Source organism: Bacteroides mediterraneensis, from assembly GCF_900128455.1.
Lineage (GTDB): Bacteria > Bacteroidota > Bacteroidia > Bacteroidales > Bacteroidaceae > Phocaeicola > Phocaeicola mediterraneensis.
On the sequence record NZ_LT635783.1, the window covers coordinates 3,724,121 to 3,739,549 of the forward strand.

General features: G+C 43.9%; 10 protein-coding genes and 1 tRNA gene. 5 read left to right on the forward strand and 6 right to left on the reverse strand.

Going from position 1 to position 15,429, the window contains the following annotated elements; translation table 11 throughout:
- Window positions 1-8 precede the first annotated feature (8 nt).
- Window positions 9-458 carry a GatB/YqeY domain-containing protein gene (locus BQ7480_RS15910; RefSeq protein WP_072543618.1) on the forward strand — a complete coding sequence of 150 codons (450 nt, stop codon included), beginning with the start codon at window positions 9-11 and terminating at the stop codon, window positions 456-458.
- 83 nt (window positions 459-541) lie between these two features.
- On the opposite strand, the gene recO is transcribed toward BQ7480_RS15910, so the two are convergent.
- On the reverse strand, window positions 542-1,267 hold the full coding sequence (recO, locus tag BQ7480_RS15915; RefSeq protein ID WP_072543619.1) for a DNA repair protein RecO: 726 nt from the start codon (window positions 1,265-1,267) through the stop codon (window positions 542-544).
- 21 nt (window positions 1,268-1,288) lie between these two features.
- Entirely contained in the window at window positions 1,289-1,816 is a 528-nt protein-coding gene (locus BQ7480_RS15920) for a hypothetical protein (protein ID WP_072543620.1), read from the reverse strand.
- 422 nt (window positions 1,817-2,238) lie between these two features.
- On the opposite strand from BQ7480_RS15920, the gene BQ7480_RS15925 reads away from it, so the two are divergent.
- The 4 genes from BQ7480_RS15925 to BQ7480_RS15940 all read left to right on the forward strand — a co-directional run bounded on the left by BQ7480_RS15925 (window position 2,239) and on the right by BQ7480_RS15940 (window position 7,573).
- Window positions 2,239-2,310: transfer RNA gene (locus BQ7480_RS15925), tRNA-Glu, on the forward strand.
- 43 nt (window positions 2,311-2,353) lie between these two features.
- Window positions 2,354-2,608: a 30S ribosomal protein S20 gene (gene rpsT / locus BQ7480_RS15930; RefSeq protein WP_072543621.1), complete on the forward strand. Its 255-nt coding sequence runs from the start codon at window positions 2,354-2,356 to the stop codon at window positions 2,606-2,608.
- Between the two features lie 163 nt (window positions 2,609-2,771).
- Complete coding sequence (gene gyrB, locus BQ7480_RS15935) at window positions 2,772-4,736, forward strand: DNA topoisomerase (ATP-hydrolyzing) subunit B (protein WP_022354673.1); 1,965 nt, start codon at window positions 2,772-2,774, stop codon at window positions 4,734-4,736.
- A 158-nt stretch (window positions 4,737-4,894) separates the two neighbouring features.
- Window positions 4,895-7,573 carry a 4-alpha-glucanotransferase gene (locus BQ7480_RS15940; protein ID WP_072543622.1) on the forward strand — a complete coding sequence of 893 codons (2,679 nt, stop codon included), beginning with the start codon at window positions 4,895-4,897 and terminating at the stop codon, window positions 7,571-7,573.
- A gap of 79 nt (window positions 7,574-7,652) precedes the next feature.
- Here the strand turns inward: BQ7480_RS15940 and trxA are convergent, their stop codons facing one another.
- The 4 genes from trxA to BQ7480_RS15960 form a co-directional block, all read right to left on the reverse strand.
- Window positions 7,653-8,132: a thioredoxin gene (trxA, locus tag BQ7480_RS15945; RefSeq protein WP_072543623.1), complete on the reverse strand. Its 480-nt coding sequence runs from the start codon at window positions 8,130-8,132 to the stop codon at window positions 7,653-7,655.
- Window positions 8,133-8,588: 456 nt separating this feature from the next.
- On the reverse strand, window positions 8,589-10,964 hold the full coding sequence (locus BQ7480_RS15950) for a phospholipase D-like domain-containing protein (RefSeq protein WP_005675369.1): 2,376 nt from the start codon (window positions 10,962-10,964) through the stop codon (window positions 8,589-8,591).
- Window positions 10,951-12,465 (reverse strand): hypothetical protein, encoded by a 1,515-nt coding sequence (locus tag BQ7480_RS15955; protein WP_005675368.1) that lies wholly within the window; start codon window positions 12,463-12,465, stop codon window positions 10,951-10,953. Before BQ7480_RS15955 ends, BQ7480_RS15950 begins: the two co-directional genes overlap by 14 nt.
- A 23-nt stretch (window positions 12,466-12,488) precedes the next feature.
- On the reverse strand, window positions 12,489-15,422 hold the full coding sequence (locus tag BQ7480_RS15960; RefSeq protein ID WP_005675367.1) for a type I restriction endonuclease subunit R: 2,934 nt from the start codon (window positions 15,420-15,422) through the stop codon (window positions 12,489-12,491).
- Window positions 15,423-15,429 lie beyond the last annotated feature (7 nt).

A 15,429-nucleotide genomic window follows, 5' to 3' on the forward strand; every position in this document is an offset into this window, starting at 1 on the left:
TAACGAATATGGATTTATTTGATCAGATTAGCAACGATATCAAAGAGGCCATGAAAGCCAAAGACAAGGTGAGACTGGAAACCTTGCGCAACATCAAGAAATGTTTCCTGGAAGCAAAAACCGCTCCGGGAGCCAACGACACACTGACCGATGATGCCGCCTTGAAAATCATGCAGAAACTGGTGAAGCAAGGAAAAGACTCAGCAGCTGTATATGAAGAACAAGGACGTGCCGACCTGGCCGAAGAAGAAATGGCTCAGGTACGTGTCATCGAGACTTATCTGCCCAAACAGCTTTCTCCGGAAGAACTGGAAGCCAAACTGAAAGACATCATCGCCCGCGTAGGTGCTACCAGTGGAAAAGATATGGGAAAAGTAATGGGTGTAGCTTCCAAAGAACTGGCCGGACTGGCTGAAGGACGCGCCATTTCTGCCAAAGTAAAAGAATTGCTGGGATAAAATCCTCCCCATACAGATTCTAACGGGATGTATTTTCGAGAAAAGAGAATGCATCCCGTTTTTTTGTACCCTGCTGTACAGCCTCAACCGAACAAATCCTTCAGTACATCGAGTGATTTCAATTCCGGGAAATCCGGCAGATGCAGACGGTAATATTCCATCATCACAGCCAGACAACGCTGGCGTTCCAAGCGGTTCATCCCAAAGAGGAACATCGTGTCGTAGTTCATACGGGCCAGCTGACAGATATGCGAAGCTTCCTCCGGCGAAAGCGACATGCCGTGCAGAGGTTTGGTCGCCACAAAACAAGCATTCAGCATGTCAAACCAGTCTCCTTCCCGATAATCTTCCAAGTTGGGATAAAAGCCCAAGAAACGCGACAACCGAATCAAGAAAACCAGATGAAAATTGGCAAAGTCCGCCCGACAGGCATCCAACCAACGGATAGAAGACGACAAATATGCAAAGAGCGGCTCGTTCTTGCCTTCCTCACGCAAGGCATGTGCCAAGAACTCCGCCAAGAACATGGCGATACCCAATTTATACGGGTCGTATGGCACAGACTCCAGCGGATAAGCCAATCGGGCTTCCTTTACGGAAGGAAGGGCCGTCCGCGAACGCACATCCGCCTCCACCTCCACCAGCGAAAGAGGACGGAACAATACCCCGTTCACCAACGACTTACGCGAACGTACAGCCGGTATCAAGAACGACATACTTCCGTTTTCCCGGGTGTAAATACGCACAATATTCGATTTGTCGCTGTATTTCACCACGTGCAGTACCACACCTTCCAGCTTTTGCAACATATCTTCCAAACTAAACGTTTTTTATCGGCACCCGCACACTTCCCGGAACAACCGAATCACCTTCTCACGATCCTCCCGGCGCACCGTCAAGGTCACCCTTCCCGCTCCTTCCTCCGAAGAAACCATCAACACGGGAATGTCTTTCAGCAACGACACCAGATTCTGCTCCGCTTTCTCACTGTAAGTATCCGCATCCTCCTGTACGCAAATCACCTCTACGTCACGTTCCAACGCCACTTCGGCAAATGAAGAAAGTTCCTTGAAGACCTCTTCCAGGCTGTCATGTTCACCCCCCGTCACTACGGAAAAACTTCCGGCAGAAGAAGCCATGGCAAAAACAGGTATCTCATGCTGGGTCAATACCCCTATCGCGCGCTCCAAAAAACGGAAAGAAGCCACCGCCTCCAATGTCCGCAGACGCATATAAACCAACTCCTTACAGGATTCCAGTACCTCACATGGAACGAATTCCCCACTCTTGCCGTCCAACGACGCCATACAAACCTTTCCGTCGTAAACGCCTACAGACTTCAATTTATAGCCTTTCATTTCTCAATCTACCTTAATATAATATCTTTTAGGGGTGAAAGTTAGAAAAAGTCCTTATACTAAACAAACAAAATCCATAAAGATTTCTCTGTCCCACAGTGTGGGATACAAAAACCACAGTGTGAAATACATATCCCGCAGTGTGGGATACAAATTTCACACTGCCGTACAGAGAATAAAGAATGATGTCCGGGAAAATACACCCTAGAGATTGCATAAATTCTCCCAGACCGAACAAATCACCACAATTTACGGGCCTCTCCCAGCCCCATTCCTTCCCGTTTCGAAGGAAAATCACGTCTGAACCCACAAAAAAAATCAGGAATGTTTTGGAGTTTAGAAAATTCTTCCTACCTTTGCATCCGCAAACGAGAGATAAGTATCCTCGTAAAGAATCAGGAGGTCTTCCTGAGACAAAGGATGGCCCGTTCGTCTATCGGTTAGGACGCAAGATTTTCATTCTTGAAAGGGGGGTTCGATTCCCCCACGGGCTACATAATAAACAGAAATCACGAACAATATTAAAGATTAGTCGAGATGGCAAATCACAAATCATCTATTAAGAGAATCAGACAGGAAGAAAAAAGAAGACTTCACAACAGATATTATGCGAAGACAATGCGTAACGCAGTGAAGAAACTTCGTGCAACTACAGACAAAGCTGAAGCTGTTGCATTGTATCCTAGTGTACAGAAAATGTTGGATAAGCTGGCTAAGCGCAACATTATCCATGCGAACAAGGCTGCTAACTTGAAGTCTAAACTGGCTGCTTATATCAGCAAATTGGCTTAAGTTTACACTTGACGTAAGAAAGATATTAAGGCTGGATGTCATCATCTGGCCTTTTGTCGTATCTACCCGCCTCATGCCTTTTTCACGATTTTTAGAGTGCTGAAAATCGGTTCGTAACAGTTTTTTTAGTATCTTTGAAAGCTTAAAAAAACGAAGAAAAAACATGAGTGAAGAACTGACACAGAACAGCGGAAGCAACTACTCGGCCAGCAGTATCCAGGTACTGGAAGGACTGGAGGCCGTTCGTAAACGCCCCGCCATGTATATCGGCGATATCAGCGAAAAAGGCTTGCATCACCTGGTCTACGAGGTAGTGGACAACTCCATTGACGAAGCCCTTGCCGGTTATTGTACACATATAGAAGTAACCATCAACGAAGACAACTCGATTACCGTACAGGACAACGGTCGCGGTATCCCGGTCGATTTCCACCAGAAAGAAAAAAAATCAGCCCTCGAAGTCGTAATGACAGTCCTCCATGCCGGAGGTAAGTTCGACAAAGGTTCTTACAAGGTATCCGGAGGTTTGCACGGAGTCGGCGTTTCGTGTGTAAACGCCCTGTCTACTCACATGACGACCAACGTATTCCGCAACGGAAAAGTGTACCAGCAGGAATATGCCTGTGGAAAGCCGCTGTATCCCGTGAAGGAAGTCGGCACGACCGACATCACCGGTACCCGTCAGACGTTCTGGCCCGATGCCAGCATCTTCACCGTCACCGAATATAAATACAGCATCCTGCAGGCCCGCATGCGCGAACTGGCCTACCTGAACAAGGGTATCACCATCACGCTGACCGACAAGCGCGTGAAGGAAGAAGACGGTTCCTACAAGCAGGAAGTGTTCCACTCCGAGGAAGGAGTGAAAGAGTTCGTGCGTTTCCTGAACTCCAACAATACTCCGCTCATTGACGACGTCATCTACCTGAACACGGAAAAACAGGGAATTCCCATCGAATGTGCCATCATGTACAACACGGGATTCCGCGAAAACCTACATTCGTATGTGAACAACATCAACACCATCGAAGGAGGTACGCACGAAGCAGGTTTCCGAATGGCCCTGACCCGCGTGCTGAAGAAATACGCCGAAGAAAGCAAGGCGCTTGAAAAAGCCAAAGTGGAAATTTCCGGAGAGGACTTCCGCGAAGGGCTGATTGCCGTGATTTCGGTCAAGGTGGCCGAACCGCAGTTCGAAGGCCAGACCAAGACAAAGCTCGGCAACAACGAAGTGAGCGGTGCCGTAAACCAGGCGGTGGGCGAAGCCCTGACCAACTATCTGGAAGAACATCCGAAAGAAGCTAAAATCATTGTCGATAAAGTGGTACTGGCTGCCACCGCACGTGTGGCTGCCCGCAAGGCCCGCGAATCGGTTCAACGCAAGAGCCCGATGGGCGGCGGCGGACTGCCGGGCAAGCTGGCCGACTGCTCCAGCCGTGTGGCAGAAGAATGTGAACTGTTCCTCGTCGAGGGTGATTCGGCCGGTGGTTCTGCCAAGCAGGGACGAAGCCGTCAGTTTCAGGCCATCCTGCCGCTGCGCGGTAAGATTCTGAACGTAGAAAAAGCCATGTGGCACAAGGCATTTGAAAGCGACGAAGTGAACAACATCATCCAGGCACTGGGGGTACGCTTCGGAGTGGACGGAGAAGAAGACAGCAAGAAAGCCAACATCGACAAGCTGCGCTACCACAAGGTCATCATCATGACCGATGCCGATGTCGATGGTTCTCACATCGACACCCTTATCATGACACTGTTCTACCGCTACATGCCCGAAGTCATCCAAGGCGGGCACCTGTACATCGCCACTCCGCCGTTGTACAAATGCAGCAAAGGAAAAATCAGTGAATACTGCTATACGGACGAAGCCCGTCAGGCCTTCATCCAGAAATACGGAGACGGAAGCGAACAAGGCATCCACACCCAGCGCTACAAAGGTTTGGGTGAAATGAACCCGGAACAGCTGTGGGAAACCACCATGAATCCGGAAACCCGTATCCTGAAACAAGTGAACATTGAAAATGCGGCCGAAGCCGACTACATCTTCTCCATGCTGATGGGCGACGATGTAGGCCCGCGCCGTGAATTTATTGAGAAGAATGCGACGTATGCAAATATCGACGCATGATTCCATTTTTTCTTAATTCATTATTTTAAATCCAGCCTCACATCTTACAGAGGGAAACTCCGGATTCCGAAAGGACATCCGGAGTTTTTTTATTTGCACAACTCCATGAGATTCATTATTTTTGAGCAGAACAAATAGCCACAACTAATACATAAGATATGAAAATTACTTTTCGCATACAATACCGCACGGTCTGGGGAGAAAGCCTTTGCATCTTCCTCAATCAGCAACAGATACAACATACCGTGGAAATGACCACACGTAACGGAGAGGAATGGACGGGTGAAGCGAACTTCGACTTTCTTTCCTCTGAGCCCATCACCTACCGCTATGCCGTCAGCCTGCACGGGAAGGTGGTGCGGAAAGAGTTCGGAGCCATCCCCCACTCTTTTTACCCGGGCAACGTGCAACAACAGCATTATCTCATTGAAGACTGCTGGAGAGACCTGCCACAGAACGCTTATCTCTATACCTCGGCTTTCAACCACACATATACGCTGGAACAACCGTCCAAACTGTCCGACAATGCCGGGCGCTGCATCACTTTCCGGGCGCTCTGCCCGGGACTGCGGAACCGGAAACAACAACTGGGAGTCATCGGAAGCTGTGCCGCTCTGGGTAACTGGGAATATTGCCGCCCGCTGCGGATGAAGGAAGTGCAGCCCAATGTATGGCACCTGACGCTGGATGCGTCCACCCTGCAGTTCCCTTTTGAATACAAGTTCGTGGCACTGCAAGAAGAAACAGGAGCCGTAGAACGATGGGAAACACGTCCCAACCGCACCTTCCCTCTCCAGCCGTTGCAGCGCGGAGAGACTTATCTGCCCATGGAGACGGAAGTATTCTTTGACGACACTCCCCACCGGATTGCCGGCTGCGCCATCCCCGTATTCTCCCTCCGCTCGGAAGGAAGCTGCGGCATGGGTGACTTCGGCGACCTGAAGATGCTGATGGACTGGGCGTACGAGACCAAGCAGAAAGTCATCCAGATTCTTCCCATCAACGATACCACGCTGACGGGAAAGTGGACAGATTCTTATCCCTACAACAGCATCTCCATCTATGCGTTCCACCCGATGTACATTGACCTTCGCCAGCTCCCGCCGCTTCACAACAAGAAAGCGGCCGAAGCCTTCGAAAAGGAACGGCTCAAAGTAAATTCTTTCTCCATGATGGATTATGAACAGTCCACCCAACTGAAGCTGGACTACCTGCACCAGATATACAAACAGGAAGGAAAGAAGACACTCGCCTCGGAAGATTTCCTGGACTTCTTCCGCCACAATGAAGAATGGCTGCGTCCGTACGCCGCCTTCTGTTACCTGCGCGACTTGTACGGCACCCCCGACTTCAACCAGTGGCCGACCTACCGCACCTATCAGGCAGACGAAATAGCGCAACTGTGTACCTCCGGACACAAAGCTTATCCGCAGATAGCTTTCTATTACTACCTGCAATACCTGCTTCACGTTCAACTGCTGGCAGTGAGCACCTACGCGCGCCAGAAAGGCATCCTGCTGAAAGGGGACATCCCCATCGGCATCAGCCGCACCAGCGTGGAAGCATGGGTAGAACCTCATTATTTCCACCTCAACGGACAGGCCGGCGCTCCCCCCGACGATTTCTCGGTCAACGGACAGAACTGGGGATTCCCCACCTACAACTGGGAGGTCATGGAAAAGGACAACTACCGCTGGTGGCGCCGCCGCTTCTCCAAGATGGCCGAGTATTTCACGGCCTACCGCATCGACCACATTCTGGGCTTCTTCCGCATTTGGGAGATTCCCGACCATTCCGTACACGGACTGCTCGGCCAGTTCTCGCCGTCTCTTCCGCTCAGCGTGGACGAAATCAAGAGTTTCGGCCTCAATTTCCAGCCCGACCTCATGACCCATCCGTTCATCGACGATAGCGTATTGGAGAAACTCTTCGGCGCACAAAGCGACATGGTGCGGAACACCTTCCTGGAACCTGTGGCAGAAGGGCGCTATGCCATGCGTCCGGAATTTGACACCCAACGAAAAGTGGAAGCCTGGTTCGGCGACAAGCACGACGAAGAAAGTCTGAAGCTGAAGGAAGGTCTCTACACCCTCATCAGTGACGTGCTCTTCCTCCCCGATCACCACGACCCGGAGAAATACCATCCGCGCATTGCCGTGCAGCATGACTTCGTGTTCCAGCAGCTGAGTTCCAAGGAACAGGAGGCCTTCAATCACCTGTACAACCACTACTATTATCAACGGCACAACGAGTTCTGGTATCAGGAAGCGATGAAGAAATTACCGGTTCTCACGCAGTCCACTCCGATGCTGGTCTGCGGTGAAGACCTCGGCATGGTGCCCGAATGTGTGCCTTGGGTCATGAAACAGCTGCAGATTCTGTCGCTCGAAATACAGCGCATGCCCAAAAAGATGAACGAGGAATTCGGACACACGGAAAACTATCCCTTCCTGTCGGTATGCACCATCGGCACCCACGACATGTCTACCCTGCGTGGCTGGTGGGAAGAAGACCCGGCGCGCACCGAACGCTTCTATCACAACGAAATGCATCACATGGGAGCCATTCCGTCACCTGCTCCCGGATGGCTTTGCAAAGACATCGTATTCAATCACCTGAAAAGTCCGTCCCTGCTTTGCATACTGGCCTGGCAGGATTGGATGAGCATTGACGAACGCCTGCGCAATCCGGAGGTAGAAGCCGAACGTATCAACATTCCGGCCCATCCACGGCATTACTGGCGCTGGCGTATGCATCTCACTCTGGAGGAACTGCTCAAAGAAAAGGAACTCAACCAGACCATCCGCGAACTGATTGAAGACAGCGACAGAGAATAACAGTCCTATCTATAAACGAAGTGTCCCCGAAGCCTTTATGCAGACTTCGGGGACACTTCGTTTTTCCCACACCAGAAATTTATTTCTTGTTTCCCAACAGGAACTCATCGATGGCCTTCTTCAAGGCATCCTTCGGCATGGCACCCTGAGACACCTGCGGCGTGCCTTCTGCCGGAATAAACAGCAAGGTCGGAATGCTGCGGATACCGAAAGCGGCGGAAAGTTCCGGCTCCTTGTCTGTATCGATCTTATACACCACAATCTTGCCTTTGTATTCTCCTGCCAGTTCCTCCAGTATCGGAGCCACCATCTTACAAGGGCCGCACCAAGTGGCATAGAAATCCACGATAGCCGGCAGCTTGCCTTCGTATTTCCATTCCTTAGGATTTTTCTCGTAATTATACACCTTGGTCAGAAACTCGGCTTTAGTCAGGTGAGTCACGTTGCTCTGTTCCGCTGTACTCTCCTGTGCCTTTGACTGAGGGTCTTTTGCGGCGTTACTTCCACAAGCCGGAGTAAGCAAGGCCGCTGTCAAGAGCATCAACAATATTCTTTTCATAAATCACACTAATAATGAGGGTTATTGATTACATACTATTCTCCGTGTGCAAAAATAGCATCTTCTGTAATAAGAACAAATTTTGAATGAAACAAATTAGGAAGGGTAGTCATTTATAACGTTTGTTGAGACAAAAAATCCAGACAATATCCGACTTTCCACATGTCTTTGATATTGTCTGGATTTACAGAAAGTTCTTTCTGGCTATCTTTTGTTTAATATTCTTCCTCGTTGAAGAGTTGTGTCTCATTTGATTATCAATCAATTATATTTCAAAGAATGATTTTTAGCCAAACAAACCACGCCATCTGAGGCTATCAATGGCAAAGATATGTGTTTTTTGACAAACAAATGAAAACAAGCACAACTTTTTGCTATACACAAGGAAAAATCATTGCCCATGTTTTTTCTTTCCCTTATTTAATAGTAGTTTGTTCGTTCCAACGAACGAAATTATCAGCTAAGACTTCTAATCATATTTTCAACATGATTCATGCGAAATACATAGTCATACCTTTCTGATAAAGGTTCAAGCTCTTTTGTCAGAGTTTCAAACGAAGGTTTACCGAATAGCACAGCCAGGCTATCTACTGCTTTTTGCAAGCGTTTACCCAATATGCGTATAGTTTCAATGTGAGAAAGTCTATTAAATAAGGTCCCATATAATATTGCATATTTCATAGAACGAGACGAAACTTTATTGAAATTCTCATCTCTTTGTGCTGGAAGTTTCATTGTATTGCAAAACTTTACAAATTTTTCCAATGAGTCAAGACCAACGTTACTTATGCTCCTTTCCAAACTATCATAAAACTGTTTCTGAGAAAAGTTTCTTGATGAATAGGGTATTTGGTCAAATTTATAACGAAATTTATTAAGATAACATATCTCCATTGCAGCAAACATAGACAGAGAAAAGAAGTTTAAGTCATCTCTAGTTATAACGCCATCACCTGTAGCTTTTACCTGCTCGTATCGCTTACTTATCATCTTCTGATATTTCATTAACAAAGATGTTGATAATTCACCATAACCTTTTAACAGTTGCTTGCTGAGGAAGATATCCTCCTGTTCTTCTATTTCTCTATTATTGCTTGTTTCTGCCGAGCCTTCTTCCTCTTCATCAATGATCGCATCATCTATCGAACGAATCTTTTTTCTAATACTCTCCTCAATACATTCAATCAGTCTTGATGTACGATCTATTTGGAAAATCCTGCTACTCTTTGCATCGTCATTGTCATATTCCGAATTGTATTTTATTTCGGGCAAAGATAAATCAGATTGCCTTTTATCTTCTGATGAAACTTTAATCTTTGGAGAAACTTTTTCACCAGCATCATTAACTAAGTCCCACATTACATCAGATAGCATATCAGCAACCTCCATACCATCATATCCTTCATTCTCAATACGAGAAATGAATCTATTAAGATTACGACTCATTTTCGACGGATTTGTTGTGGCTAAGAACTCAGTCCAATTGACGAACAGCTTATTAGATATAGATTTCTTGTCTTTATCCACTAAATAACATGTATATTGAGTTTTTGCTAACTTTATATCAGTACTATATCTATTGCCTTTATCATGTTTAAGTTCACTTACAAGAGTCTCAATTCCATTGTCGATAGACAGTAGTACTCCATCAGGAATCTCCTCATTGCTATAGACATTTAATTTACCTGATTCGTAATAAGCGGATAATAGTCTTAATCGTCTTCCAGTTTCAGAAGGAGCTTCATTAGAATGTTTGGATCTATTAGTTGGCACATCTATTCTTTTCTTGGTTTTCAGACCAAGTGTAGATAGAAAATCTTGCTTTGTCGAATGATACAAGACTCCAAACTCTTCATTTATGCCTCTGTGAGTTATTGTTCCAAGTCCGGCTAATGTTGCATTTGCACTGCCAACCATACAATATTCAGCATCATTAGTCTTAAAGTGCAAAACCTTTGCATGCAATTGACGTTCATATGTTTTAAAAGCTATTTCACCCCTTTTTGTTTCGCTGAAATCATAAAAATGAATACTACTATTTGGAAGCATTCCGCTTGGTGGCAAAGCACAATCTTGGTGAATCAAAACATTCACCGTTGAGTTCGGACAAAGTTGGGATAATGTAATCAATGATTCTCCACATTCATCAAAATATGGACTGAGAAGTGTTATAGTCTGCACCTCATTTAATGGCACTAAATTTGAAATTTGTTGTAAAATCCCAGACTGAGAATCATTATACAGTAAAGCAGCATTTAACCCTTCTTGTACCTTGCACATACTATGAGGCACAATATTGAAAGAGGAATCTAAAAATGTACAATTTTCAGGAATCTCACGAAGAATTCTATTATGATCATAGTCGTTACATTGCTTTGTAAATCGGCAGAGATACTGCCAACATTCTTCAATGAGAGGACGATGCGTCGTATCAGTCTCATCTATCATAAAACCTGTAAATGCCTCATGATTTTTTCCATGTCCTGTAACTGTTAGATTACCAGTACCAAACACAACCAATACAGCGTCATCTCCTACAAAGAAATTAATCTTAGGATGAAAAGCTCCGACAGCACTTATAGATGTAATGGAGTACTCCTTACCAATATGTCTCATATAAATAGGAGATACATATTCCATAGATTTATCCATTTGATTGGTATCGGCAAACACATTTATGCTACATACTTGCTTACGATGAAGCATGTTCAATAATTGATTATCGAAATGTATCAAATCTATGGCATAAGTAGTCAATACAGCTGAATGATATTTGCCATTTTTGCCGCCGCTAGGAATATCCAATAATATTGCATGCTCATTCTTTTCCATAATTCTCAATGAATTGTGATGCTATCTCAGTTAGTGTATTATCTTCATCAAGATAACCCATGTCTTGTAAAAAATTAAATAGAGAATCAATACGTGGCGATGTTTCAACTGGATACCGCTGCTCTATTAAAACAATCCGTCCATCCTCAAGAATAAACTTTCTTAGGTCTGAATTATTCTTTCCCATTTTAGCAATGGCGACCACAGTATGCTCCTGCATTATTTGCACTATCAGAGATTCTATAAAACCGGATATAGAGAATGACAGATAACGCTCCACATAAGATCTTAACCCTTCACTGAGTATACCTCGCTGACGTTTCAAGTCATTTTCCCCTTCAAACTCCTCTATATCTTTTGTGTTATTCTCAAATTCAGTATAAAGTCTCAACATGAGTCTTATTGCATGTGCTGCTGCAGAAATATAATCTTGTTTACTGACGTAATCCCTTAATTCATCATAGATTATATTTATATTATCACTCACATTTTTCCTCCATTCGTCAAGAGAGTTATAATTCATCTCTTTCTCTATAACCGACAATAAAGATTGTTTAATATCTTGAGAAAGTAGTGCTATTGGAGGATTGTGTAATTCATGAGTTTTGTAGAGTATTAAACAAAAGAGCAAGTCAATACTATAATGCAAACCTTCACATAAATAATAGAAATACCACCCAAATGCGGCCTGTAAATTACCGTCTTCAGTTATATGCAAAAAACGATTCTTTACGAACTCCTGAATCTCTACACCATTTGAAATATCATTTAGGAGCAAATAGATTGTTTCTCTTCGCAAGGAAGAGTCCTCGTCACTTTTCGTAAGCAAATTATTTAAGAACAGCCATTCCTCAGAGCCTACAATTATGCGATGTATTGCTAAAGATTGTAAGTCTTCTATTGCTTCTTCTTTAAGACTTCCATCCAGAATACATTTAAGAAATAATTTCCGGATGTTTTCATCAATACTATTTCTGACAGCATCAGCTAACTCTTTTCCTTTGTTACGAAGATAAAATCTGCCTTCTTCAATTTTTACAAGTTCATAATAAATAAGAGAACCAAGATAGTACTGGCCAAAAGCTCCACTCTTGAATGTCCAGTACTTATCTTTAGATTCATAATCAGCACCATCTGCAATATCATAAATACCATCCTCTATTTGCTTATATCTACCTTGTGAAACAAACAAAGCTCCAACCACAGAACCAACATTCTGTTCCTTCATAATTAGTGCCATTGCCAACTCTGCACGACGTATAAAATTATATTGATGCAGAGATATTTGACCAGCAACTTCAAGTTTGTCATATTCACTAAGTAGCCAACAATAAAGGCTGTAATAGCGGATGTGACGGGTTAGATTGGTGAGCCCAGGTAACAATTTGCTATAGGTTGCAATTGAACTATTCTGGATTCCCAATGGGTCACGCCCACCTTTGAAGCCATCGTTCGATGCCCAAAATACATTTGTGATTTCAGATTGCTTATATTGTGCCATTGTACAACAGATTGAACAAAACACTAATAGTACATCTCAATATATTGGTATGCACGTTCAAATACATCATTGTCTTTTATCTGATACTTAACCCAGAGGATAGCACGTAGTTTCTTTTTGATTTCTCTGCGGGCTGTTACACTTTGGAAAGCATCATTAAATTGACGTACAATGTTAACCACTTCATTATCTATATCATTTACAACTTGTTCAACGATAATAGGTGTGTCTTCGGTCTTTATACTTTGGAAAAGGTCTGTTAAGGCGGCACGAGCTTGAGCACGTTTATCCTGAGGTTCATCCTTTTTCTTTTCTTCTTCAAGCAAGTCTTTTGCTAATGCAAGAAGTTGTTTCAAGAAATCAATACTGCTGATCAGGTTTTGTTCCATTCGTTCTCGGAGTTCATCCAATTTCTCTGCAAATTTCTTGAAGTTAGGATCACCTTTGTGCTCGCCCAATCTCAATCGAAGTATTTTCTCTACTTCAACAATCTTCTTCTCACGTGCTTTTTCATCTTCAAGGACTGCATCTATCACATCGGCATCAACTACCAAATCCTCTAGTGGAGTACCAATGTCAATAGTTTCAATGTTGCGATGTATAATCTCTATGGTCTTAGCTCCAAGCAAAGTCCAGATAAGATTACCACCACTTACAGGACGCACACTTTGATACACTTGAGCCAACCAAGTATAATCATTTTGGTATTCGGCCAAACAAGCATCGGGAGAAACTATCTCCCACGCTTTATTGAGACGGGCAAAGTGGCGGCCAAAGTTTGTCTTCACACCATCATCTTTCAAGCATTGTTGAGCAGCAGTAAGCCCCTCCCATCCACCAATAGTTCTATCAACGCCAGGGAAGAACTCAATACATTGTTGCATGAATGTAGGTATAAGACTTTTGATTTCATCGATATTCTGAACAATGGTCTTAACTGTCTCTTCATCAAAAGCAAGACTCTTTGCAACATCCTCAAATACACCAACAAAATCAACAATCAATCCACATTTCTTATTCTCATTGTAGGTACGATTGGTTCTGCAAATAGCCTGCAACAAAGTATGATTCTTCATTGGTTTGTCCAAATACATACACTGGAGTATAGGTGCGTCAAAACCTGTTAGTAGTTTGCTTGTTACGATCACAAATTTTAGCGGAGACAATGGGTCTCTGAACTGATCAAGCAACTTCTTTTCCTCATCGCGACTACGCTTATATGCCTTATATTCATCTGCTTTATCTCCAGCAGTATGCATTATAATTGTTGTTTGGTCATCTGTGCCAAGAAGAGCATCCAAAGCCTTTTTATATTTGACGCAACATTCTCTATTGTAAACAACAACCTGAGCTTTCATGCCTGTTGGTTCCACATACTCTCTGAAATGAGAGACAATATACTTACAAACGTCATTGATTCTTTTTTCTGCAGTAAAGAATGCATCAACACTTGTTCTTCTTACCAATTCATTCTTGTCTTCTTCGCTAATCTGGTCGGTAAGTTCGTCAAACTCCTTTTGCAATTTAGCATCGTCCAAGTGCATCTCGACTGGAACGGTCTTGAAATTAAGTTCAAGAGTTGCCCCATCTGCTACTGAATTTTGGAATGTATATTTTGATATGTATCCATATTTATCCTCCTCGGCACCAAAACATGCAAATGTATTATGGTCATTACGGTTAATAGGTGTACCAGTTAATCCAAAGAAGAATGCATTTGGCAGTGCTGTGCGCATCTTTTTACCGAGGTCTCCTTCTTGTGTTCTATGAGCTTCGTCCATCAAGAGGATGATATTATCACGTTCATCAATTACCTCACCATCATTCAAATCACCAAACTTAAAGATGGTGGTTATCAAGATCTTTCTTTGATGGATCTTTTCCTCCAGTTCTTGTTTTGATGATATACTATCAATGTTAGGTATCTCTGCACGAGTGAAATCACCAGTAATCTGGTCTTCCAAATCAATTCTATCGTCCACAATCACTACTGTTGGCGCTTTTAGCACTTCCTGACGACGAAGTTTTTGAGCCGCAAATACCATCAACCACGACTTACCAGAACCTTGGAAATGCCAAATCAAACCTTTACGAGGGCCAGAGCCATTTATATATGTTGACAGAACACGTTGAACAATAGCTTCGCCACCCCAATATTGTTGGTAACGACATACAATTTTAATTTTTCTGCCTCCTGAGGTTCCTGTGAAAACAGAATAGAAACGATATATATCCAATAGTCTTTCAGGAGTCATCAATGATACATAGTTATGCTCAACATCCTCCAATGTACCATGCTTACGTTCCTCATCGGCAAACCATGGGCCCCATTTGTCAATAGGGCATCCAATACCAGCATATTGAAGTTCTCTACCTTCACTTGCAAAGGTTAGAATATTCGGAACAAACATTTCAGGGATACTCTTCTGGTAATGCATAATATCAGTAGCACCATCAGCCCATGTTACAGATGCCTTAACAGGAGTCTTTGCTTCACCGATAACCATAGGTATACCATTGATGACATATACAAGGTCTAAACGCTTGCCTCCCTCCTTACTCTTTCTCGGATACTCCCACTGATTAGTTACTATGCAACGATTCTTATATTCATCATCCTTGCCTGCAAAGAAACGAATGTTGATATTATCGCCATTATCACCAAATGGGTATGAGTTTTCTTCAAATAGTAACTTGCGGAACTTATCATTAGCTGTGATTAGTTCATCAGAAGCTCCGCCACTTGTAATACAAGCTCGAAGCTTATATATAACCTGTTCTGCTTGTTCAGGAGTAATAGGATTCAATGCCAGCAGTGCCTCCATGAGCCATTCTACAACAAGAACTTCATCAGGAAGTCTCGGAACAAACTGCGGTTCCACATATATCCAACCGCATTGTCCTGCTGCATTAATGAGCATTTGCTCAACTGTATTTTCTTCGTTAAAGTATGCCATATGTTAT

Bases quoted from the DNA above. Each gene is read 5' to 3' on its own strand.
- BQ7480_RS15910 (WP_072543618.1), top strand. From the start codon at position 9: ATGGATTTATTTGATCAGATTAGCAACGATATCAAAGAGGCCATGAAA.
- recO (WP_072543619.1), bottom strand. From the start codon at position 1,267: ATGTTGCAAAAGCTGGAAGGTGTGGTACTGCACGTGGTGAAATACAGC.
- BQ7480_RS15920 (WP_072543620.1), bottom strand. From the start codon at position 1,816: ATGAAAGGCTATAAATTGAAGTCTGTAGGCGTTTACGACGGAAAGGTT.
- rpsT (WP_072543621.1), top strand. From the start codon at position 2,354: ATGGCAAATCACAAATCATCTATTAAGAGAATCAGACAGGAAGAAAAA.
- gyrB (WP_022354673.1), top strand. From the start codon at position 2,772: ATGAGTGAAGAACTGACACAGAACAGCGGAAGCAACTACTCGGCCAGC.
- BQ7480_RS15940 (WP_072543622.1), top strand. From the start codon at position 4,895: ATGAAAATTACTTTTCGCATACAATACCGCACGGTCTGGGGAGAAAGC.
- trxA (WP_072543623.1), bottom strand. From the start codon at position 8,132: ATGAAAAGAATATTGTTGATGCTCTTGACAGCGGCCTTGCTTACTCCG.
- BQ7480_RS15950 (WP_005675369.1), bottom strand. From the start codon at position 10,964: ATGGAAAAGAATGAGCATGCAATATTATTGGATATTCCTAGCGGCGGC.
- BQ7480_RS15955 (WP_005675368.1), bottom strand. From the start codon at position 12,465: ATGGCACAATATAAGCAATCTGAAATCACAAATGTATTTTGGGCATCG.
- BQ7480_RS15960 (WP_005675367.1), bottom strand. From the start codon at position 15,422: ATGGCATACTTTAACGAAGAAAATACAGTTGAGCAAATGCTCATTAAT.